This is a genomic window from Corynebacterium sp. KPL2850 (genome assembly GCF_040225855.1).
GTDB lineage: Bacteria > Actinomycetota > Actinomycetes > Mycobacteriales > Mycobacteriaceae > Corynebacterium.
The window spans coordinates 91350-111525 of record NZ_JBEHFV010000001.1 but is presented as its reverse complement, the minus strand read 5'-3'; the positions used below and the strand labels follow the sequence as shown (position 1 = coordinate 111525).

The window sequence follows — 20176 nt, the reverse complement described above, 5'->3', positions numbered from 1 at the left end:
TCCCGGCGCGAAGTAACCATCCTCGAGGCGGATTTAATCGTTCATCCCTGGGGATGAGAAAGCAGCTCCTCTACGGTGACCACCTCATGGGTATAGGCATACAGCACGGCTTGGACGCGGTCGCGGGACCCGGTCTTGGTCAGCACGTGGCGCACGTGGGTCTTGACCGTTGCCATGGAGACAAATTCCTCTTCGGATATTTCGGTATTGGAATACCCCAATGCCATAAGCCTTAAAATATCCATTTCGCGCGGGGTAAGCTCCGCTGAAGGCGGGGTCGTTGCGGGATCAGAGCCGGACTGTGCGTCCGCGGCGGTATGCGAAGCCGGGTGCTCCTCCCCGCTATCCTCGCTGCGGACTTGTTGGAGCACCTGAGCGGTAATGCGCGGTGAGAGCACGGCCTCGCCTGAGTGCACGGTGCGAATGGCTGAGAGCAGCTCCTCGGGTTCGACGTCTTTGAGCAAGAATCCAGAAGCCCCGGCAGAGATTGCACCGTGGACAAAGTTTTGGTCATCAAAGGTGGTCAGCATGATGACCTTGGTATCGGGACATTCCGGGAGAACTTCCTCCGTGGCCGCAATGCCGTTGACCCGCGCCATCTGCACGTCCATGAGGATGATATCGACGGGCTCTTGCCGCGCAAGGCTCAGTACCTCATCGCCATCGGAGGCCTGCCAGACCACGCTCATATCCTCCTGCGAGCCGATCAGCATGGCGAACCCGGCGCGCAGGAGCGGTTGGTCATCGACAAGCGCAATGCGAATGGGCTCAGGTTCCTGCCCCGGATTAGACATGCGGTACCTCCACGGTGATTGCAAACGTTCCATCCTCGGTCTTGGTGGACACACTGCCACCATAGGCCTTTACGCGCTCTTTCATCCCGATGAGCCCATAGCCTGGGCTGTGGTCCTCGTCAGGCTGTGCCATGGGGTTGTGCCCTTCGATAGTAAGCGCCGACTTATCGCTGCGAAAGCGCAGGGTTCCCCTATTTTGGCTGGAGTATTTGAGCATATTCGTCAGCATCTCCTGCACGATGCGGTAGATGGTGAATTGATAGAGCTCATCGCTATCGGTAGGTAGCTTTTCCATGCCGTAGACGGTGATATCAAAGCCCGCGCGCCGGGCTTCCGAGAACAGTCCGGCAATGTCTGAGGTGCCTGGGGCCTTGGTTTCCCCGCGCGCGTCTTCTTCGCGCAAGACGGATAGCAGGCTGCGCATCTGTTTTAAGGATTCGCGGGAAGAAGAGGCGATGGTATCGAGCGCCTCCGTTGCTACGGTGGGATCTTTGGCGGCGGCGAACCGGGCGCCATCGGCAAGCGCAATGACGCCAGCGAGGTTGTGGGCGACGATGTCATGCATCTCGCGGGCGATGCGGTTGCGCTCGACGGCACCGGCCATCTCCGCGCGCTCGATGAGCAGCTGTTGGCCCTCCCGGCGCTTCCGATTATTGGTGCCGAGCAGGTAGAAAAAGCCCAAGACCGGCCAGCCGAGCAGGACCGTGCCGGCATAGGCAAGCAGCGGGCTCATGGTCGCATCGCCCAGGCCGATGTCGCTACCCGCGAAGAACTTTTCCCCAAATAGGCTTGCGGTCGTTCCGGCCAAGGAGCCGAGGGCAATCCAGGCAAGCCAGATATAGCGCAAGCGCTTGCGCGAGTGCGTGCCGATGAGAAATGCCGTGTAGGCAAAAATCGGGGCGTGAAAGTTTGCCAGGGAGGCCAAGGGCGTGAAAATGCACAGCGTCATGGTGCCGGCAACGAAGAAAATGGACTTTTCTTGCAGCTTGGGATGCAGCCACAGCGCCAGCGGGATGCCGACGGTGTACAAGACCGCGACGATGGCCTGGAAGGGCGAATCGGTGTGTAAAAAGTTCGCGGCATTGGGCAAAAGTACGCCAAAGAACACGGGAATGATGATTCGCCACGGCGGGCCAATCCAGTCGCGCACACGATCCGGCCAAAGCTTAGACATAAGGGCAAGGCTAGCGCAGAAACTAACCAGCCGGCGTCATCCCCCGGGCTGACTAGACTGGCGGGCATGCAGCTCCAGTTCTTTGAAGTCGATGTCTTTGCCACCTCGGCGTTTTCCGGTAACCCGCTCGCCGTCGTGGCCCATGCCGATGGGCTCTCGACGCAGCAGATGCAAGCCATCGCGCACTGGACCAATTTTTCTGAAACTACGTTCTTGCTCGAGCCCACCGATCCCGCGGCGGACTATCGCGTGCGCATTTTTACCCCGCACGAAGAATTTGATTTCGCCGGCCACCCCACCTTGGGTAGCGCCGCCGTCTGGCGGGCGCTCGGCAATGAACCGCAGAAGGAGGGCACCATAGTGCAGGAATGCGGGGTGGGAATGGTCTCCGTGCGCGAAAGCGCAGTAATTTATTCTTTTGCCACACCTCCCCTGCGTGCGAGCGGGCCGCTGAGCAGTGCCGAACTTGCAGAGGCTTGCGCGGGATTGAATATCGCAGAAGCAGATGTCATCGATTCCGCTTGGGTGGATAATGGGCCCGGTTGGCGGCTTATACAGCTGCGCGATGCGGCGGCCGTGCGCGCGGTTCAGCCCGCCGCAACCCGCCCCAAGGTGGGCGTGGTGGGCACGTGTAATAGCGGCGCGGGTACTGATTCCGCTGCTTATGAAGTGCGCGCGTTTACCGCAGAATTCGAGGATCCGGTCACCGGTTCCTTCAACGGCGGTGCCGCACAATTCATGCGCTCGCGCGGGTTGGTCCCTACCCGCTACACCGCCCGCCAGGGCAGCCAGCTGGGAAGAGACGGTGAGGTCTTTATCCACGATGACGGCGCCGATATCTGGGTTGGCGGCCGCATCCACATCCGCGTGCAAGGACAATTGGAGGTCTAAAATGAACCTACACCACGACTATGCAAAGCACCTGCCGGACTTAGTGGCGGCAACGCAGGGCGAGCAACAACCGGATCCTAAGCTCGTAGTCCTCAATGAGGAGCTGGCCCGACAGCTGGGCCTCGATACGGACTGGCTGCGCTCTGCAGACGGCCTGGATTTCCTCTTGGGCCGCGGCGGCGGGCATGCCATGGCTTATTCCGGTTTCCAATTCGGCTCCTTCAACCCGCAGATGGGCGATGGCCGGGCCATGCTCTTGGGCGAGGTGGAAAAAGACGGCACACTGTGGGATCTCCGCGCCAAGGGCACGGGGCTAACCCCCTATTCCCGCCTGGGTGCTGATGGCCGCGGCACCCTCTCGTCCATGCTGCGCGAATACCTGATTTCTGAGGCCATGCATGCTCTCGGCGTGCCCACCACGCGTTCCCTCGCCGTGATTTCTACCGGCCGGCCCATCCAGCGCGGCCATGTGCAGCCGGCGGGCGTCCTGGTCCGCGTGGCGGCCAGCCATATCCGGGTCGGTACTTTTCACTATGCTGCTCAGTCCGGCCACCTCCGGGATCTCGCGGACTACGCCATCGCGCGCCACTATCCTGGGGCAGATTACCGGAAATTCTTCCAGGGGGTGATGGACCGCCAGATAGCCACCGTGTCTTCGTGGATGCGCTTGGGTTTTATCCACGGGGTGATGAATACGGATAACACCACCATCTCCGGCGAAACCATTGATTATGGCCCTTGTGCCTTTATGGAGTCCTACTCTCCCGATACGGTATTTTCCAGCATTGACCAGCAGGGACGCTATGCCTTTGGCAATCAACCAGCCATCCTGGGCTGGAACCTTGCCCGGCTCGCGGAATCGCTGGTGCCGCTTTTCGATGCCGATATCAATGCCGGGGTCGACTTCGCGCAAGAGGCCATCAATGGGTTCCAGGCGAAATTCGCCACCCAACGCCGCAGCGATATAGCCGCGGCCCTCGATACCACCACCGAGGTCGCCTCAGCCTACCTTACGGCGATGCAGCTATCTCGCCCGGATATCACGTTGGCGCACCGTGCGCTTGCCGATGCCGCCCGCGGCCACACCCTTCCTGCCCAAGAGCTCTTCACAGGTACGGACTTCCTGGATAGCTACCTAGCCACTCACCCCGCCCCGGATGCCGTGGATGCTGCCATGCCCCGGGTTATTTCCCGCAACATGGCCGTCGAAGCCGCGCTGCGCGCCGCCGAGGCTGGCGATATTAAGCCCTTTACTGAGCTCCTCCACGCCGTGACCCACCCGTGGGAGCCGCATCCGCCCTACGAACAGCCCGACCCGAATGGGCTTGCAGGTTTTCTCACCTACTGCGGTACCTAATTTTCTGGTACCCCGAATTCAGGGGGTGCGCAGCACAAAGCCCTCCGCGCAATACGTTCTGCGCGGAGGGCTTGCGGCCGAGGACTTAGCCTCAAGCCGAAGGCGTTTTAGCGCTCCAGCTTCAGCGTCTTCTGGGTGTATTCCCACATCTCGTTGTAGAAGTCCTCATCATTGGCTAGCTTCATGCCATAGGACGGGACCATCTCGCGAATCTTATCGCTCCAGTCAATCATGCGCTCGCCAAAGCAACGCTCCAGCAGCTCCAGCATGACGGCTGGGGCAATGGAAGCACCCGGAGAGGCACCGAGCAGACCGGCAATATTGCCTTCCTGGTTATTGACCAATGCGGTACCAAACTCGAGGGAACCGAAACGCGGTGCACCTGCAGGCTTGATGACCTGTACGCGCTGGCCGGCAATCACGGTCTCCCAGTCGCTTTCCTTCGCATTCGGAACGTATTCGCGGAGGGAATCAACGCGGTCAGAGAAGTCCTTGCGCACCTCATCAATGAGGTACTTTGTCAGGCCGAATTCCTGCACGGCAACGCCCAGGTAGGAGGTGATGTTATCCGGGCGGATGGACTTGAAGAGATCCAGGTAGGAACCCTTCTTCAAGAACTTCGGGCTCCAGCCGCCGTACGGGCCAAAGAGCAGGCCCTTCTCGCCGTCGATAACGCGAGTATCCAAGTGCGGCACGGACATCGGAGGAGCACCCACCGCAGCCTTACCGTAAACCTTGGCTTGATGCTGCTCAATGAGCTCCGGGTTCTTGGCACGCAACCACAGACCGGAAATGGGGAATCCGGCGTAGCCTGCGACTTCCTTCACCTTTGCCTTGCGGAGCAAGTCCAGGGCGTAGCCGCCGGCACCGACGAAGACGAACTTCGCCTTCACCACGGTGATATCGCCGGTGTGCTTATTCTTGGAATAAACCTTCCAGTCATTTCCGTCGCGGTCGATATCGAAGACCTCGTGGCCGTAACGGATCTCCGTGCCAGATGCGCGCGCCGCGGTCAGGAACTGCTTGGCCAGGGCGCCGAAGTTCACGTCGGTGCCAACTTCGGTCCAAGAGATAGCGACCTTATTGGAAAAGTCGCGGCCCTCTGCCATGAGCGGCAGCTTCTCCGCAAAGGTGGATTCATCATCAGAGAACTGCATGCCGGGGAACATGTGCTTTTCACTCAGCACCTCGTAGCGGCGCTTCAAGTAGTCCGCCTGGATTTCACCTTGCGCGAAGGACACGTGCGGGACTGGGTTGATGAACTCGCTGGGTTCAGTCAGGATGCCATTGTTGAGCTGGTGGGACCAGAACTGGCGTGACTTCTGGAACTTCTCGTTAGTTGCAATCGCCTTAGAGATATCGATGCGGCCGTTCTTCTCTGGCGTGTAGTTGAGCTCGCACAGAGCGGAGTGACCGGTACCGGCGTTATTCCATGGGGAGGAGGATTCCAGGGCGGGGCCATCAAGGCGCTCAAAGATCATCTGGGTCCAGCTCGGCTCCAGCTCGCGGAGCATAGCGCCCAAGGTGGCGCTCATGATGCCGGCACCGACCAGTGCGACATCAACCTCATCTACAACTTGTGCTGTCTTCTTTGCTGAGGACACTGTGTTATAACCTCTTCGAATTGAAAATTTATATACATCGGCGCATTCTGCACCATATATTTTAAGCGCTTTGCGCCCCACACCGCGACTGTTTTGCACAGACAACCTGCCGATGTGTCACGCATTAACGCCTTACCTTACGCTTTTCTTTTCTCGATTGGTTTTTCTCCCCCACCCTGGTCACCACAATATAGGACGTCGTGTAATACACTTCACATTGTGCGGAAATAATGGCAGGTCACGCAGCTCCCGTAGCGAGCCCCTAGAGTTGACTAGACTCGTGTCATGGCTACAGCAACTCCGTCATGGGGGCCCGATATGCTCGGCCCCGATTTTCAATCAGCCACCCTCGACCTTGGTCCCGATCCCGATGGCGAGGGGGAAGTTGTCACCACCCTCGTCCGCTATATGCCAGGCTCGGCTGAAGGCTCCGCGGCGGCGGGCTCTGCCGATTCTTCATCGCCTTCCCGCCCGGCCTTGGTGTGGCTGCACGGGATGACTGACCACTTCTTTCACTCACACGTTGCAGAACACTTTGCGGCGCAAGGCTATGACTTTTACGCGGTTGACCTGCGCAAATGCGGCCGCTCGCATCGGCCAGGCCAGTCTTGGCACTACGTTTCGGATTTGGCCTTATATTACGCGGATCTTTCCGCGGCCCTCGATGCCATTGCAAACGACAAGGTAATCGTTATGGCCCACTCCACCGGAGGCCTGATTGCGCCGCTGTGGATGGATTTTTTACGCCGCCATGATGCGGAGCGCTTCTCCCGCCTGAAAGGACTAATCCTCAATAGTCCTTGGCTCGACATGATGGGCGTTCCCGGTTGGGCGGTCTCCGCGCTGAAGCCTGTCATATATTCCGCCGCCAAAATCGCACCCAAGACCGCCTTACCTGGGGGCAACCTCACTGCCTATGGCGAATCGGTGCACAGGGACTTCTACGGCGAATGGGACTACGACCTCAGCATGAAGCCCCTAGCCGGGCATAAGAAATATATCGGATGGCTAGCCGCCGTATTCCACGGTTTCGATGCCATACACAGCGGCCGCATTAATGCTGGGGTCCCCGTATTGACGCTGCAATCTACCCGCTCCCTATTGGGAACTCCGTACTGCGATGCGGTTAATCACGCCGATTGCATCATCGATGTCGCCCAGACCCGGCGGTGGGCGAAAGAGCTCAATGCCCACTACACGCTGCATTCCATCGAAGGCGCGCGCCACGATGTCTTTTTGTCCCTCCCCCAACCCTTAGAAGAGGCCTTCGCAGCGTGCGATGCCTGGCTTCCCACCATCGTGGATGCCCCTACACCAGCATAAATATCCGAATTGGACACATAGATTAAGGTACAGATATGACCACAATTGATACAGCAAATACTCCTGCCGCAGAGGAACACTACGACCTCATCATCATCGGCACCGGTTCCGGCAACTCCATTGCTAACCGCGACTTTCACGATAAGAAGATTGCCATCATCGAAAAGGGCCGTTTCGGTGGCACCTGCTTGAACGTCGGCTGCATCCCCACCAAGATGTACGTCTACGCCGCCGATGTCGCCCTCGCCGCTCGCGAAGGCGAGCGTCTTGGCATTGATGCCCAAGTCAACAACGTGGAGTGGAGCTCCATTGTGGAGCGCGTCTTCCACAACCGCATCGACCAGATCGCCCAAAGCGGTGAGGACTACCGCCGCGGCGACAAGACCCCAAATATCACCGTCTACGACGAGCACGCTCGCTTCGTTGGCCCTAAGACCATCCAGACCGGCGATCACGTCGTCAGCGCCGATCAGATCGTCGTCGCTACTGGCTCCCGCCCGGTAATCCCTGAGGTCTACGCCAATTCCGGCGTGAAGTACTACACCAACGAAGACATCATGCGGATGGACCGCCAACCAGAAAGCCTGATCATCGTGGGCGGCGGCTATATCGCCATGGAATTTGCCCACGTCTTCGATGGCCTCGGTACCAAGGTCACCGTGGTCAACCGCAGCGAGACGTTGCTCCGCCACCTCGATTCCGATCTCTCCTCGCGCTTTAACGACATTGCCCGCGAGCGTTTTGATGTGCGGATTGCTAACGGCACCAAGCTGGAAGAAACCGACCAGGGCGTGAAGCTCGAGCTCGACAATGGCGAGACCCTCGAGGCAGACGCAATCCTGGTTGCCACCGGCCGCAAGCCGAATGGCGATCTCATGGATGTGGACAAGGCCGGCATCAAGCTGCTAGACAATGGCCGCATTTCCACCGATGCTCATGGCCTCACGGATGCAGAAGGCGTCTGGGCGCTTGGCGATGTCTCTTCGCCCTACATGCTCAAGCACGTCGCCAACGCCGAAGCCCGCACCATCCAGCACAACCTGCTCCACCCAGAGGATCTGCAGGAGCTTCCGCACGACAACGTTCCTGCTGCCATCTTCACCCACCCGCAGATCGCCACGGTGGGCTTGAAGGAAGAAGAAGCCCGGGAGCAGGGCTTCGATGTCACCGTGAAGATTCAAAACTTCGGCGACGTGGCCTACGGCTGGGCCATGGAAGATACCACGGGTATTTGCAAGCTGATTGCGGATCGCAAGACGGGCCAGCTCCTCGGCGCCCACTTGATGGGCCCGCAGTCTTCCACCCTGATCCAGCAGCTGATTACCGTGCTGACCTATAAGATCGACCTGCGCGACTTTGCCCGCAAGCAGTACTGGATCCACCCAGCCCTTCCCGAGGTTGTAGAAAACGCCATCTTGGGCCTCGAATGGGACTAAGGCTTCCTTAGCCCCATAGCTAAAACCGCCTCCCCGACCACGCGGAGTATTCATTCACGCGAGTGGTTAGGGAGGCGGCTTTCGCCGTGCCTAGAGCCTTTTAAGAAAGGCCCTAGCGATTAATCCTCATCTGGGATGGTCAGGATTTCATTGCCATCATCAGTGATGACCAAGGTGTGCTCAAACTGGGCGGTGAACTTACCGTCCCGGTTCTGCACGGTCCAGTCATCATCCCAAATATCGTAATCCAGCGAACCAAGATTGATCATCGGCTCTACCGTCAAGGTCATGCCCGGTTCCAAGATATCGCGGTACGTGGTGGAATCGTGGTGTAAAACCACTAGCCCATTGTGGAAGGTGGGTCCTACACCGTGACCGGTGAAATCGCGTACAACGTTGTAGCCAAAGCGCTTGGCATATGACTCGATAACGCGGCCGATAACGTTAATCTCGCGGCCAGGCTTTGCGGCCTTAATGCCGCGCATCGTTGCCTCTTTGGTGCGCTCTACTAATAGGCGGTGCTCCTCTGATACGTCACCGGCCAAGAAGGTGGCGTTATTATCGCCGTGCACGCCGTTTTTATAAGCGGTGACATCGATATTGACGATGTCACCTTCTTCAATCACGGTGGTATCCGGAATGCCGTGGCAGACGATTTCATTAAGCGATACACAGGTGCCCTTGGTAAATCCCCGGTATCCCAGGGTGGACGGGTACGCACCGTGGTCACACATATACTCGTGCGCCACGCGGTCGACCTCATCCGTCGTTACGCCAGGCTTTACGGCCTTGCCGGCTTCCTTCAGCGCGTTGGCCGCAATCTTGCAGGCCTCCCGCATCTTCTCAATCACTTCAGGGGACTGTACAAAAGACTCACCAATGGCCTCTTGTACCTCATCTTTCCACACATATTCCGGGCGCTCGATGTCGTCTGGCACGGGCCGGATGGGGGTTGGCTTACCTGGCTTCAATTTTCCACGAGTACTCATAATTGCCCATGGTAGTCCTCATACCGCGTAGCGCAGTATCCGGGTATCGCGTCCGAGGCTGCGGATTATTCGACCATCGGCGCTGGGCCATCATTGGGACGCGAGCGGTAATCATCCAGCTTCCGCAAGAAGTTATCCGTAATGGCTACCGAGGATTCAGAGCCACCGCCCAGCACGACGAGCGTGGCGAAGGCGATATCGTCTTCTTCCCGGTAGCCCGTAAACCACGCGTGCGAGCCTTCATTGATCTCGGCCTCACCAGTCTTGCCGTAAATGGTTCCGCCTGCTTGTATTCCGCGAGCGGTACCGCTGGTGACCACCTGGCGCATCATGCCGCGCACGTTATTCAACACGTCCTCAGAAATCTGCGCCGGCTTATCCGAGGCCTTGGTCTCGCGGCCCTCAATAAGCTTCGGCGTTGGGGTCTTTCCCGCCGCCACAGAGGCAGAAACCATAGCCATGCCGAACGGGCTGGCAAGGTCGTGGCCCTGACCATAACCGGCTTCGGTGCGCTCCAGTACTTCCTTGCCCTCCGGAATCGAGCCGGTCGTAGTGGTGAGCCCGGGGATTTCATAATCCACCCCGAAGCCAAACTTCTTGCCGGTCTCCTTCAACTCACCGGGTGCCAGCTTGGTAGAAATATCCGCGAAGGTGGTATTGCACGATTGGGCGAAGGCCCGGCTTAACGGCACATTGCCGAGCGAGAACGCGTTGTAGTTGGTCACCACGCGGCCATAGATATCCATCGTGCCAGGGCACGGAACGATGGTATCCGTGTTCAGGTCTTGCTTTTCCACGCCCGCAGCGGCGGTAAGGATCTTGAAAACCGAGCCGGGCGGGTATTGGCCTTGCAAGGCGACGTCGCCGTCTTCGTCCGCCTTTTCGGTCTGCGCTACAGCCAGGATATCGCCATTGGAAGGCCGGATGGCCACCAGCATGGCCTGGGCGTCCGAGCGCTGATCCACTGCCTCTTGGGCCGCGCGTTGGACGTCATAATCCAAGCCAACCTTGATGGAAGGGGCGGCCTCGGGCGCATGCTTTTCGACATCGGAAAGCGCCGCACCGTTCTCATTGACGACGGCAATGGACCAGCCGGTCTCGCCGTCGAGCTCGTCATTGACGGCCGAGCGCACGCGCGATAAGAGATCGGGTGCGAGGCCGCGGTCCCGGGTCACCAGCGCGGGTTCTTCATTAATGCGGACGCCGTCCATCCCCTCCATCTTGGCGCGGATGACGGACTCCTGCTCTTCTGTATAAAGGCCCACCGAATAGGCAGAATCTGCCTTTTCTAGCTTTTCGGCGAGCTCTTTGGCGTCCACCTCCGCGATCGAGTCGTCCTCGCGGTGCGCCGCAGCAAGGGCGCTGCTGACCTTGGAGGCAGTGGGGCGGACATCGGAAAGCGAGCTCGTATCCACGATGACGCGGTAATTCAACCCGGGGCTCATCAGCTCCACCCCGTTGGAGGAGACGACGCTGGCGCGCGTGGCTTCCAAGGCGCGCAGCTCCAAGTGCTGGTGCGCGCCCAAGTCCGGGTGAATAATGCTGGGCTTCCACCGCACCGTCCACTCATCTTCGGCCTTGGTCAAGGTCATCTGCGTGGTATAGCTCAGGCTGCGGTCCTTGGGCAGATCCCACGTGACCTTATAATCCGCCGTGGCCACGGTTTCGTCCTGCTTTACCCCCTCGAGTTCAATATCGAGGCCCTCTGCCTGCAAGCCCGAATAAGTATCATCGAGGGCCTGCGTGGCGTCATCGGGGGAATCCGTAAGCTCCTCCAAGCCCTCGTTATTTCGGCTCTCCATGCCTTCAATGAACTCTTCTGCCACCGGCTGTGCAGATACGGGCTTAGGGGTACAAGCAACCACACCAGTTGCAGCAAGCGAGACCGTAGCAACCAGTGCGAATAACTTCTTCATGCTTTGGCACATTAGCAGCGCATGCAGCAAAAAAGACTGCCCCACACCGAGGTGCGGGGCAGTCCATTAAAAATTAGCGCGTTGAAGAATGCGGCTTACTGCGTCACGCGGACATCGGCCTTAGCGCCGTCCACGGCTTCGAGACCTTGCTCATCTGCAATGCGCATTGCCTCTTCAATGAGGGTTTCCACGATCTTGTCTTCCGGCACGGTGCGCACCACTTCGCCCTTGACGAAGATCTGGCCCTTGCCGTTGCCGGACGCCACGCCCAAGTCGGCGTCACGGGCCTCGCCCGGGCCGTTGACGACGCAACCCATGACGGCAACGCGGATGGGAAATTCCATTCCCTCGAGGCCGGCGGTAACTTCTTCCGCCAGCTTGTACACGTCCACCTGCGCGCGGCCGCACGACGGGCAGGACACGATTTCCAGCTTGCGCGGCCGCAAGTTGAAGGACTGGAGAATCTGGTCTCCCACCTTGACCTCTTCTTCCGGCGGGGCGGACAGCGAGACGCGAATCGTATCGCCGATGCCTTCTGCCAAAAGGGCGCCGAAAGCGACGGAGGACTTAATGGTGCCCATGAACTTCGGGCCCGCTTCCGTCACACCCAAGTGCAGTGGGTAATCGGTCTGCGCGGCCAGCTGGCGGTAAGCCTCCACCATCAGGACCGGGTCAGAGTGCTTAACGGAGATGGCGATATCGCCAAAGCCGTGCTCCTCGAACAGGCCCGCCTCCCAGATAGCGGACTCCACGAGCGCCTCTGGGGTGGCTTTGCCGTACTTTTCCAACAGGCGCTTATCCAGCGAACCGCCATTGACGCCAATGCGGATGGGGATTCCCGCATCGCCAGCGGCCTTTGCCACTTCTTTAACGCGGCCATCAAATTCACGGATGTTGCCGGGGTTGACGCGAATTGCCGCGCAGCCAGCATCGATAGCCTGGAAGATGTACTTGGGCTGGAAGTGGATATCCGCGATGACCGGGATCGGGGATTTCTTGGCGATGGCCGGCAGCGCCTCCGCATCCACCGGCTTTGGGCAGGCCACGCGCACGATATCGCAGCCAGAGGCAGTAAGCTGTGCGATTTGCTGCAGGGTGCCGTTGATGTCATGGGTCTTGGTATTAGTCATCGACTGCACCGAAATTGGGTAGTCAGAACCAACGCCCACTGGGCCTACGTGCAATTGCCGCGTTTTCCGGCGCGGGTGCAATACTGGCGGAGGCCCGTCAGGAATTCCTAGACCAATAGGACTAGACATGAATGCTCCTTATTTCTAGCTCGTGGCTCGTTGCTAAATGTTATTGCACAATAAGTGTTGAACGTCCCCACTCTAGCACTAGATGGTTAAGCGCTAAAGTGCGCGCTCGCGCTGCACACGTGCGCTAAGCGTTGGGCGCTCTACTCACGCCGCGCGGCGGGCACAGGGGCTAACGAACCTAGCCAAATAGCCTGATCGGATTGACCACATCCGCGATGATTATCACTACGCCCAGCGCCATAAGTAAGGCCGCCATGACATAGGTGATGGGCATAAGCCTGGTGTAATCGGCCGGACCCAGCGGCTGCTTGCCCATCAATTTGCGAATGCCATCGCGGATCTTCTCATACAAGATGACCGCGATATGGCCGCCGTCAAAGGGCGGCAGCGGAATGAGATTAAACAGGGCAAGGAAGAAGTTTAGCGTCGCCAGCATCATGAAGAACGATGCCCACAGGGAACGCTCCACGAGTTCGCCACCAACCCGCGATGCACCGACGACAGACATCGGCCCGTTGACATCCCGCTCGTGGCCAAAGATGGAGGCCACCACGCCCGGTACCTTAGCGGGGAATTGTTTGATTCCCTCCACCGTGGCCTCGAGCGAATAGGTGGTGAAATGCCACGTTGCGGGAACCGCCTGCGTTGCTGAATACTTCTCGACGATGTCGAGGACCTCATTGCTCAGCCCGATCGAACCGGCGTCGACCAAGTCGCCCTGCTGATTCAGGCGCTTGACCGTTTCCAATTCGATGGAGAAGTCTTTTTCCTCACCGTCTCGCTCTACGGTAAGCGTCACGGTCTCGCCGGGGCGCTGCATGACCTCATCGCGCAATTGCGTAAAGGAATCAAGGTGCTCGCCATCGAGCGCGAGAATGATATCGCCTTCCTGGACACCGGCCTTACCAGCGGGCCCGTTCCCGGTGCACGATTCCAGCTCCTGGTTTTCTTTTTGGTCAGCGGTGCAGGTTACCTCCCCCACCCGCGGGCGCACATCGGCATCTGGGTTGGGTAGCCCCGCAGTCATCGCCACGAAATACAAGATGACAAAGCCGAGGATGAGGTTAACCCCAATACCGCCTGCAAGAACGATGATGCGTTGCCACCATGGCTTTTTATACATTGCATAGGGCTTTTCTTCCTCCGTAAGGAATTCATCCTGCGCGGTCATCCCGGCGATATCGCAAAATCCACCCACCGGGAACGCGGCAAGGCCGTATTCGGTATGCCCCTTGCGGAAGGAGAAAACGCGCGGGCCAAAGCCAATGAAATACCGCCGCACCCGCATGCCAAAGGCGCGGGCAGTAAACATATGCCCTGCCTCATGGAGTGCCACGGTCAGCCCGATGCCAAGGGCGAAAAACACTATGCCCAGCAAATTTGCCATTAAAGAAAGCTTTCTAGTCAGCTAAACGGTCAATGCGCGCATTCGCGCGCCTGCGAGCCTCACCCTCTACGGCGAGGATTTCATCGAGGGTAGAGACTACACCAGCAAACTGGGAAGACTCCCCGAGGATCTCGCCTACAACATCAACAATCTCTGGGAAGTGGATACGCCCGGCCAAAAAGGCCGCCGCGGCCTCTTCATTGGCAGCGTTATAAATCACTCCAGTTCCCTGCGCCGCAGCCTCGCGGGCGAGGGATACGGCGGGAAAAGAGACATCATCAAGCGGCTCAAAATGCCACGTATGCGCTTGTGAAAAATCGAGCGCCGGCTGCGCCCCCGGCACACGCTGGGGCCAATTCAGCGCCAGGGAGATGGGCAGCTTCATCGATGGCGGAGAGGCCTGGGCGATAGTGCAGCCATCTTTAAAAGTGGCCATCGAGTGAATGACCGACTGCGGGTGAACCGTGACATCGATGCGCTCTGGCTCGATATCAAAAAGCAGCGTGGCCTCAATGAGCTCGAGCCCCTTATTGATCAAGGTGGCTGAATTCAGCGTATTCATCTGCCCCATGGACCATGTAGGGTGCTGCGCGGCTTGCTGCGGGGTAACGTCCCACATCTGCTCACGCGTCTGACCGCGGAAGGGGCCGCCCGAGGCCGTGAGAACGAGCTTGGCTAGCTCGCTCTCTTCGCCCGCGCGCAGGCATTGCGCCATCGCAGAGTGCTCCGAATCCACGGGGATGATCTGGCCTGGCCGCGCGGATTTCGTGACCAGCGTGCCGCCGGCAACCAAGGACTCCTTATTCGCTAGCGCGAGGTACTCGCCGATTTCCAGCGTAGCCAGCGTGGCCTTGAGCCCGAGGGAGCCCACTAGGGCATTGAGCACGGTATCGGCGGGAACCGAGCGCACCAGCTCTTCGGCTGCACCGGCGCCGGAAAGTACTGTGCCGCCTAAATCAGCAGAAACCTCCGCAGCCGCCGCAGTCTGTGCCACGGCAATGTGGTCAAACGAAAGGTTGAAGGCGCGGGCCTGCTCAATGATCTGCTGCGGGTTAGAACCGCCCGCAGCAATGCCCACGACCTCAAACTTATCGGGGTTATCTGCAATCACTTCTAATGCTTGCGTGCCAATAGAGCCGGTGGAGCCGAGAATAAGTATTCGCTGAGTAGTCACCCCTCTACCCTAGCGGTCATTTACGCCGCCCGGCTATGGGGTGGATCCGGGCAAGAAGGCGGGGGTGTTTAATCGCCTTTGCAGCCACGATGTTTTAAAATAGTAGGCAGTCAAATGGCATTGGTGTGCCCTCGATAAAAGGACACACGCGATAGCGAAGGAGAGCAAGTGTCTTCCCACAAGCCGGTACCGCAGGTTTATGACGGTGTTTCTACCGAAGATGTTCCATCCGCAGGCTTCGGTTGGTCCCGCATCAGCCGCTCTGGTGTGCAAATCGCGGGTTGGATCTCCGTGATTTTCATGATTGGTTTCAACTTTGGTAACCACAAGGGCCACGTGGAGACCGTCTGGCTCGTCGCCCTGACCGTCCTTTTGGTTGTGGGCCTGCTCATCTTCACCTTCGAGCCGAAGCTCAACCAGGTGCGCACCATCACCTCTAATAATAAGCCGGCCGACCACCAAGAACGGGACTGGACTTATGACCAGAAGACCGTATCCGGTGCCTACACCGAGTTGACCGACTCCCAGCTGCGCGCGTTGAATATCGAGCCTTCCCGCGTAGCCCACCTGCGTGTTGACTCCGCGTCCGACGCTGCCGAGGTAAGCTCCGGCAAGCACGCGCTGTAATCCTAGCTACGGAAAACCGCCGGGCCGCCTTAATGCGAGGGGCTCGGCGGTTTTGTGGTTTTACCGGGTACGTAGCCGTACTGCGTTTGACTGCACCGCACGTGTAAACGCAGAATACAACGAGAAAACCACCTAAGCACTTATCCAAAAATGCCTAGGTGGCTGTGACAGCGGGCTCTTAGGCCGACATGTCTTCTCGTTCATCGGCGGCAAGTTGGCCACAGGCTGCCGCGATTTCATCGCCCTTAGTATCACGCACAGTGCACGGCACTCCCTGTGCCTGGACGCGGCGCACGAATTCATTAAGCCGCGCCTTGGGAGCTGCATCCCATTCCGAGCCCGGCGTCGGGTTGAGCGGGATCACGTTGACGTGCACCTTGGAGCCGAGCTTCTGGTGCAGCTTGCGGCCCAGCATATCGGCGCGGAAATCCTGGTCATTCTTATCCCGGATAAGGGCGTACTCGATAGACACGCGGCGGGCGGATTTATCGGCGTAGTACCGTGCGGCATCGAGGACCTCATCAACGGACCAGCGGTTATTTACCGGAACCAAGCTATCGCGCAGCTCATCATCCGGCGTGTGCAGCGACACCGCAAGCGTGCAGGCAAGGTCTTCGTCCGCGAGCTTGCGGATGGCAGGTGCCAAACCCACGGTGGATACGGTCACATTGCGCTGCGAGAGCCCAAAGCCCGTTCCATCCTGGCCGGTAATCTGGCGCACCGCCTGGACCACGCGCTTGTAGTTTGCCAGCGGCTCTCCCATGCCCATGAAGACCACATTGGACAAGCGTCCGCCTTCGGCCGCCATTGCTGCGGCTGCGTGGCGGAACTGTTCGACGATTTCGCCTGTAGAAAGGTTGCGGTCTAGTCCGCCCTGCCCGGTAGCACAGAACGGGCAGGCCATTCCGCAGCCAGCCTGGGAAGAAATGCACAAGGTAGCACGGCCGGGGTACCGCATCAGGACGGACTCCAATAGGGTGCCGTCGTGCAAGCGCCACAGGGACTTAGTGGTCTCCCCATCATCAGTAGAAGTCGTACGAATAGGCTTCATGAGCTCAGGGAAGAATGCCTCCTTCACCTCCTCGCGCTTGCCGGCGGGGATATCCGTCATCTCTTCGACGTCGTCAGTAAGATGCTCGTAGTAGTGCTTGGCAATTTGCTTAGCACGGAATTTAGGTAGGCCGATGTCTGCGAGCTTATCGATGCGCTCGCTTTCAGAGAGATCCGCAAAGTGCTTGGGTGGCAGACCGCGCCGCGGCGCGGAGAAGTTAAGTTTTACTGGTTGAGCCATAATGATGCCCATCTTTCCACGGTTTACCGGTACTTTTCCAATTGGGAACGCCTCAATTTATAGCCAAGTGGAATTTTGGAAGGGTTTACAGAAATAATGGATATATGACCAATCCGAAATACCCCGAAGATGACTTTTCCACCTCCGATGATGAGGCCACCGCGGCAGAAGATCATGCTGCTCTGGCCGAATCTGGAAGCAAGGAAGTCTCCACCGGCGCCGGCACCACCGAACCCGCTGCCGCACCACAAAAAGCCCAAGGCTCGTTCGCCGCTAGCACCTGGGCAGCTCTCATCGTAGGCTTCCTCTTGCTGATCGTGTTGATCATCTTCATTCTGCAAAACCAGCAAGAAGTTCCTATGAACTTCCTCGGCTGGTCGGGTCAGTTCCCAGCAGGCATTGCCTACCTGATGTTTACCATTGGCGGCGCTCTCATCATGGCGCTTGTGGGTGTGTGGCGCATGCTCGAATTGCGCCGCCAATTGCGCAAGCAGGCCCAAGGCTAAATAGCCCTACCGCCGCTCTCCTCCCTGCCCCCCCGAAATGTTATTTCGGTGACGCAGCGGGAAGCGGCGGTTTTATATTCAGCACCCTCTGACACGCGGTGGCCCCAGCTCGGATTAGACCGCAATGTTTGCCATAAAACTCATGGCCACCCAAGTAACCATGGCAGAGGGAAGCATGCCATCAAGGCGGTCCATAAGGCCGCCGTGTCCAGGGAGAATGTGGGACATGTCTTTAATGCCCAGCTCTCGTTTAAATTGCGATTCCACCAAGTCACCCAGCGAGGCGCAAATAACAAGGCCAAGGCCCATCAAGGCACCTACCCACGCCGAGTGGTGCAAGAGGAAGTGGACGGAAAGCGCCCCAACGATGATGCCGAAGGCGATGGAGCCGCAAAATCCCTCCCAGGATTTCTTCGGGCTCACGGCCGGTGCCATGGGGTGGGAACCAAACATGACGCCGACGACATAGCCGCCCGTATCGGAGGCGACCACGCACAACATAAAGACCATGATGGAAGCGGCGCCGCTGGCCACCGGGGAAGAAATCAGCGACAGCATCGCTGCAAAGGTCGCAAACAGTGGAATCCACGTCAGCACGAAGATACCGACGGACATGTCCCGCAGGTAATTGATGGGTGGGCGATGCCGCCCGTTATGAAAAAGTCTGCCGAACATCAAAATGAGCACGGCGGTGACGTAGACGGCCACGAGGCCGGGCGCGCCGAGCGGCCAAGAAATCCACACCATGGCTTGGCCCAAAATGATTAACAGGGTGCGCGGGATATAGTACGAGTTCTCCCGCAAGCGGGTAAGGACTTCCCACATTGCCCCGCCGACCGCGACGGCTACCACCGCATACCAGGCCAAGGGGCCAGCCCAGACGGCGAGGACGACGAGGGCGCCAAGTCCCACGCCTACTCCAATAGCCGCCGGCAAGTCACGGCCGGGACCATTTTTCGGCTGCGGCAATCGGCGGTTCAAGGCGTCACTCACCGTGACCGGCTCCTTTCACTTGGCGTTGTATGCGCGTCGCGGGGCTTATCTATTTCCTATACAAAAATACTACGTATAGAAAAGCGCCGCCGGCCGATGTGGGCGCGGCGGCAGCGGAAAAGGCCTAGACCTCCATCAATTCGGATTCCTTGTTTTCCACTAGCTTGTCAACCTGATCGACGTAACCAGCGGTAATCTTTTCCATTTCCTTTTCTGCGGCAAGGACCTCATCCTCGCCCTCTTCGCCATCCTTTTGGAGCTTCTTCAGCTGCTCCATGGCCTTGCGGCGGATATTACGGATGGCAATCTTGCCGTCTTCGCCCTTGCTCTTGGCCAGCTTGACCATTTCCTTACGGCGCTCCTCGGTCAACTGCGGAACGGTCACACGCAGTACGTGGCCATCGTTGGTGGGGTTAACGCCCAGGTCCGAGTTGCGGATGGAGTTTTCAATCTCTTGGATCATGGACTGCTCGTATGGCTTGATGAGCAACATGCGCGGTTCTGGAACAGAGATAGTAGCCATCTGAGTAATCGGGGTCGGCGCACCGTAGTACTCCGCGATGAGCCCGTTGAACATCGCCGGGTTCGCGCGTCCGGTACGAATGGTCACCAGCTGCTCGCGGGTGTGCTCGACGGAAGCGGTCATGTGCTCTTCTGCTTCGAGCTGAATGTCATCGATCATGAGGCTGAATCATCCTTCAACGTTGAGGGGTAGCTGTATAAAAGGTAGCAGGTTCTGTGCCGTTTTAGAATTAGGACTGCACCAGCGTGCCGATAACCTGACCACTGGCCGCGCGGGCGATATTCCCCTCTTCCAAGAGGTTGAAGACCAAGATCGGCATGTCATTGTCCATGCACAGGCTGAAGGCGGTTGCATCGGCGACCTTGAGGCCCTTTTCAATGACCTCGCGCGGAGTGATTTGGGTGTAGAGCTCCGCATCGGGGTTCGTGCGTGGGTCGTCGGAGTACACGCCATCAACGCCCTTGGCCAAGAAGAGGACATCGGCGCCAATTTCTAGTGCGCGCTGCGCGGCCGTAGTATCCGTGGAGAAGTACGGCATGCCCATGCCGGCACCGAAGATAACGACGCGGCCCTTCTCCAGGTGGCGGTCAGCGCGCAGTGGCAGGTACGGCTCGGCGATTTGCGCCATGTTGATAGACGTTTGCACGCGGCAATCAACGCCCTTTTGCTTCAGGAAGTCCTGCAGGGCCAACGAGTTCATGACCGTGCCCAGCATTCCCATGTAGTCAGAGCGGGCGCGGTCCATGCCACGCTGCGAGAGCTCTGCACCGCGGAAGAAGTTGCCGCCGCCAATCACCACAGCGATTTCGATCCCCTGCTCAGCCACTTCGGCGATTTGGCGAGCTACATTGTCGACAACGTCCGGGTCAATTCCGACTTTGCCTCCGCCAAACATTTCGCCGCCGAGTTTCAGCATTACTCGTTTGTATCCG

Annotated in this window: 18 protein-coding genes; 6 read left to right on the top strand and 12 right to left on the bottom strand. The window is 58.7% G+C overall.

Translation table 11 applies throughout. The features are described 5' to 3' along the window. Positions 1-41: 41 nt before the first annotated feature. Positions 42-794, bottom strand: coding sequence for a response regulator (locus ABRP93_RS00520; protein WP_349886461.1), 753 nt, complete (start codon positions 792-794; stop codon positions 42-44). Next, entirely contained in the window at positions 787-1968 is a 1182-nt protein-coding gene (locus ABRP93_RS00515) for a sensor histidine kinase (protein WP_023022858.1), read from the bottom strand. Before ABRP93_RS00515 ends, ABRP93_RS00520 begins: the two co-directional genes overlap by 8 nt. Positions 1969-2034: 66 nt before the next feature. Between ABRP93_RS00515 and ABRP93_RS00510 the strand changes: the two genes are divergently transcribed. Together ABRP93_RS00510 and ABRP93_RS00505 are read left to right on the top strand one after the other, a co-directional pair. After that, complete coding sequence (locus ABRP93_RS00510; RefSeq protein ID WP_023022860.1) at positions 2035-2859, top strand: PhzF family phenazine biosynthesis protein; 825 nt, start codon at positions 2035-2037, stop codon at positions 2857-2859. 1 nt (position 2860) lies between these two features. After that, the gene (locus ABRP93_RS00505) at positions 2861-4216 is read left to right on the top strand and encodes a protein adenylyltransferase SelO (protein WP_349886459.1); all 1356 of its coding nucleotides are present in this window, start codon (positions 2861-2863) and stop codon (positions 4214-4216) included. A gap of 107 nt (positions 4217-4323) precedes the next feature. On the opposite strand, the gene mqo is transcribed toward ABRP93_RS00505, so the two are convergent. After that, positions 4324-5820: a malate dehydrogenase (quinone) gene (mqo, locus tag ABRP93_RS00500; protein ID WP_023022865.1), complete on the bottom strand. Its 1497-nt coding sequence runs from the start codon at positions 5818-5820 to the stop codon at positions 4324-4326. 285 nt (positions 5821-6105) lie between these two features. On the opposite strand from mqo, the gene ABRP93_RS00495 reads away from it, so the two are divergent. Both ABRP93_RS00495 and mtr read left to right on the top strand, forming a co-directional pair. Then, positions 6106-7143: an alpha/beta hydrolase gene (locus ABRP93_RS00495; RefSeq protein ID WP_034659133.1), complete on the top strand. Its 1038-nt coding sequence runs from the start codon at positions 6106-6108 to the stop codon at positions 7141-7143. Between the two features lie 35 nt (positions 7144-7178). Further along, complete coding sequence (gene mtr / locus ABRP93_RS00490) at positions 7179-8579, top strand: mycothione reductase (RefSeq protein ID WP_023022869.1); 1401 nt, start codon at positions 7179-7181, stop codon at positions 8577-8579. 119 nt (positions 8580-8698) lie between these two features. On the opposite strand, the gene map is transcribed toward mtr, so the two are convergent. The 5 genes from map to dxr all read right to left on the bottom strand — a co-directional run bounded on the left by map (position 8699) and on the right by dxr (position 15304). Beyond that, entirely contained in the window at positions 8699-9568 is an 870-nt protein-coding gene (map, locus tag ABRP93_RS00485) for a type I methionyl aminopeptidase (protein WP_349867644.1), read from the bottom strand. A gap of 65 nt (positions 9569-9633) precedes the next feature. Then, positions 9634-11484, bottom strand: a complete 1851-nt coding sequence (locus ABRP93_RS00480) for a penicillin-binding transpeptidase domain-containing protein (RefSeq protein WP_349852733.1) — start codon at positions 11482-11484, stop codon at positions 9634-9636. Between the two features lie 95 nt (positions 11485-11579). Next, positions 11580-12743 carry a flavodoxin-dependent (E)-4-hydroxy-3-methylbut-2-enyl-diphosphate synthase gene (ispG, locus tag ABRP93_RS00475; protein ID WP_023022875.1) on the bottom strand — a complete coding sequence of 388 codons (1164 nt, stop codon included), beginning with the start codon at positions 12741-12743 and terminating at the stop codon, positions 11580-11582. A gap of 178 nt (positions 12744-12921) precedes the next feature. Further along, positions 12922-14130 (bottom strand): M50 family metallopeptidase, encoded by a 1209-nt coding sequence (locus ABRP93_RS00470; protein ID WP_023022877.1) that lies wholly within the window; start codon positions 14128-14130, stop codon positions 12922-12924. A gap of 13 nt (positions 14131-14143) precedes the next feature. Then, positions 14144-15304: a 1-deoxy-D-xylulose-5-phosphate reductoisomerase gene (gene dxr / locus ABRP93_RS00465; RefSeq protein WP_349886457.1), complete on the bottom strand. Its 1161-nt coding sequence runs from the start codon at positions 15302-15304 to the stop codon at positions 14144-14146. Between the two features lie 168 nt (positions 15305-15472). Here dxr and ABRP93_RS00460 point away from each other — a divergent pair, with 168 nt between their 5' ends. Continuing rightward, positions 15473-15931 carry a DUF2631 domain-containing protein gene (locus tag ABRP93_RS00460; RefSeq protein WP_023027917.1) on the top strand — a complete coding sequence of 153 codons (459 nt, stop codon included), beginning with the start codon at positions 15473-15475 and terminating at the stop codon, positions 15929-15931. A 178-nt stretch (positions 15932-16109) separates the two neighbouring features. Here the strand turns inward: ABRP93_RS00460 and rlmN are convergent, their stop codons facing one another. Then, on the bottom strand, positions 16110-17222 hold the full coding sequence (rlmN, locus tag ABRP93_RS00455; protein WP_349886456.1) for a dual-specificity RNA methyltransferase RlmN: 1113 nt from the start codon (positions 17220-17222) through the stop codon (positions 16110-16112). Positions 17223-17326: 104 nt separating this feature from the next. Here rlmN and ABRP93_RS00450 point away from each other — a divergent pair, with 104 nt between their 5' ends. Beyond that, positions 17327-17728, top strand: coding sequence for a LapA family protein (locus ABRP93_RS00450; protein WP_349862815.1), 402 nt, complete (start codon positions 17327-17329; stop codon positions 17726-17728). 114 nt (positions 17729-17842) lie between these two features. On the opposite strand, the gene ABRP93_RS00445 is transcribed toward ABRP93_RS00450, so the two are convergent. From ABRP93_RS00445 to pyrH, 3 genes are all read right to left on the bottom strand, one after another. Beyond that, positions 17843-18721, bottom strand: a complete 879-nt coding sequence (locus tag ABRP93_RS00445) for a phosphatidate cytidylyltransferase (protein ID WP_023022886.1) — start codon at positions 18719-18721, stop codon at positions 17843-17845. A gap of 124 nt (positions 18722-18845) precedes the next feature. Beyond that, complete coding sequence (frr, locus tag ABRP93_RS00440; protein ID WP_023022888.1) at positions 18846-19403, bottom strand: ribosome recycling factor; 558 nt, start codon at positions 19401-19403, stop codon at positions 18846-18848. A 70-nt stretch (positions 19404-19473) separates the two neighbouring features. Next, positions 19474-20160, bottom strand: coding sequence for a UMP kinase (gene pyrH, locus ABRP93_RS00435; RefSeq protein ID WP_051138368.1), 687 nt, complete (start codon positions 20158-20160; stop codon positions 19474-19476). Positions 20161-20176 lie beyond the last annotated feature (16 nt).

Excerpts from the sequence above, each read along its gene's own strand:
- ABRP93_RS00520 (WP_349886461.1), bottom strand. The coding sequence starts at position 794 with ATGTCTAATCCGGGGCAGGAACCTGAGCCCATTCGCATTGCGCTTGTC.
- ABRP93_RS00515 (WP_023022858.1), bottom strand. The coding sequence starts at position 1,968 with ATGTCTAAGCTTTGGCCGGATCGTGTGCGCGACTGGATTGGCCCGCCG.
- ABRP93_RS00510 (WP_023022860.1), top strand. The coding sequence starts at position 2,035 with ATGCAGCTCCAGTTCTTTGAAGTCGATGTCTTTGCCACCTCGGCGTTT.
- ABRP93_RS00505 (WP_349886459.1), top strand. The coding sequence starts at position 2,861 with ATGAACCTACACCACGACTATGCAAAGCACCTGCCGGACTTAGTGGCG.
- ABRP93_RS00495 (WP_034659133.1), top strand. The coding sequence starts at position 6,106 with ATGGCTACAGCAACTCCGTCATGGGGGCCCGATATGCTCGGCCCCGAT.
- mtr (WP_023022869.1), top strand. The coding sequence starts at position 7,179 with ATGACCACAATTGATACAGCAAATACTCCTGCCGCAGAGGAACACTAC.
- map (WP_349867644.1), bottom strand. The coding sequence starts at position 9,568 with ATGAGTACTCGTGGAAAATTGAAGCCAGGTAAGCCAACCCCCATCCGG.
- ABRP93_RS00480 (WP_349852733.1), bottom strand. The coding sequence starts at position 11,484 with ATGAAGAAGTTATTCGCACTGGTTGCTACGGTCTCGCTTGCTGCAACT.
- ispG (WP_023022875.1), bottom strand. The coding sequence starts at position 12,743 with ATGTCTAGTCCTATTGGTCTAGGAATTCCTGACGGGCCTCCGCCAGTA.
- ABRP93_RS00470 (WP_023022877.1), bottom strand. The coding sequence starts at position 14,130 with ATGGCAAATTTGCTGGGCATAGTGTTTTTCGCCCTTGGCATCGGGCTG.
- rlmN (WP_349886456.1), bottom strand. The coding sequence starts at position 17,222 with ATGGCTCAACCAGTAAAACTTAACTTCTCCGCGCCGCGGCGCGGTCTG.
- ABRP93_RS00450 (WP_349862815.1), top strand. The coding sequence starts at position 17,327 with ATGACCAATCCGAAATACCCCGAAGATGACTTTTCCACCTCCGATGAT.
- frr (WP_023022888.1), bottom strand. The coding sequence starts at position 19,403 with ATGATCGATGACATTCAGCTCGAAGCAGAAGAGCACATGACCGCTTCC.
- pyrH (WP_051138368.1), bottom strand. The coding sequence starts at position 20,160 with ATGCTGAAACTCGGCGGCGAAATGTTTGGCGGAGGCAAAGTCGGAATT.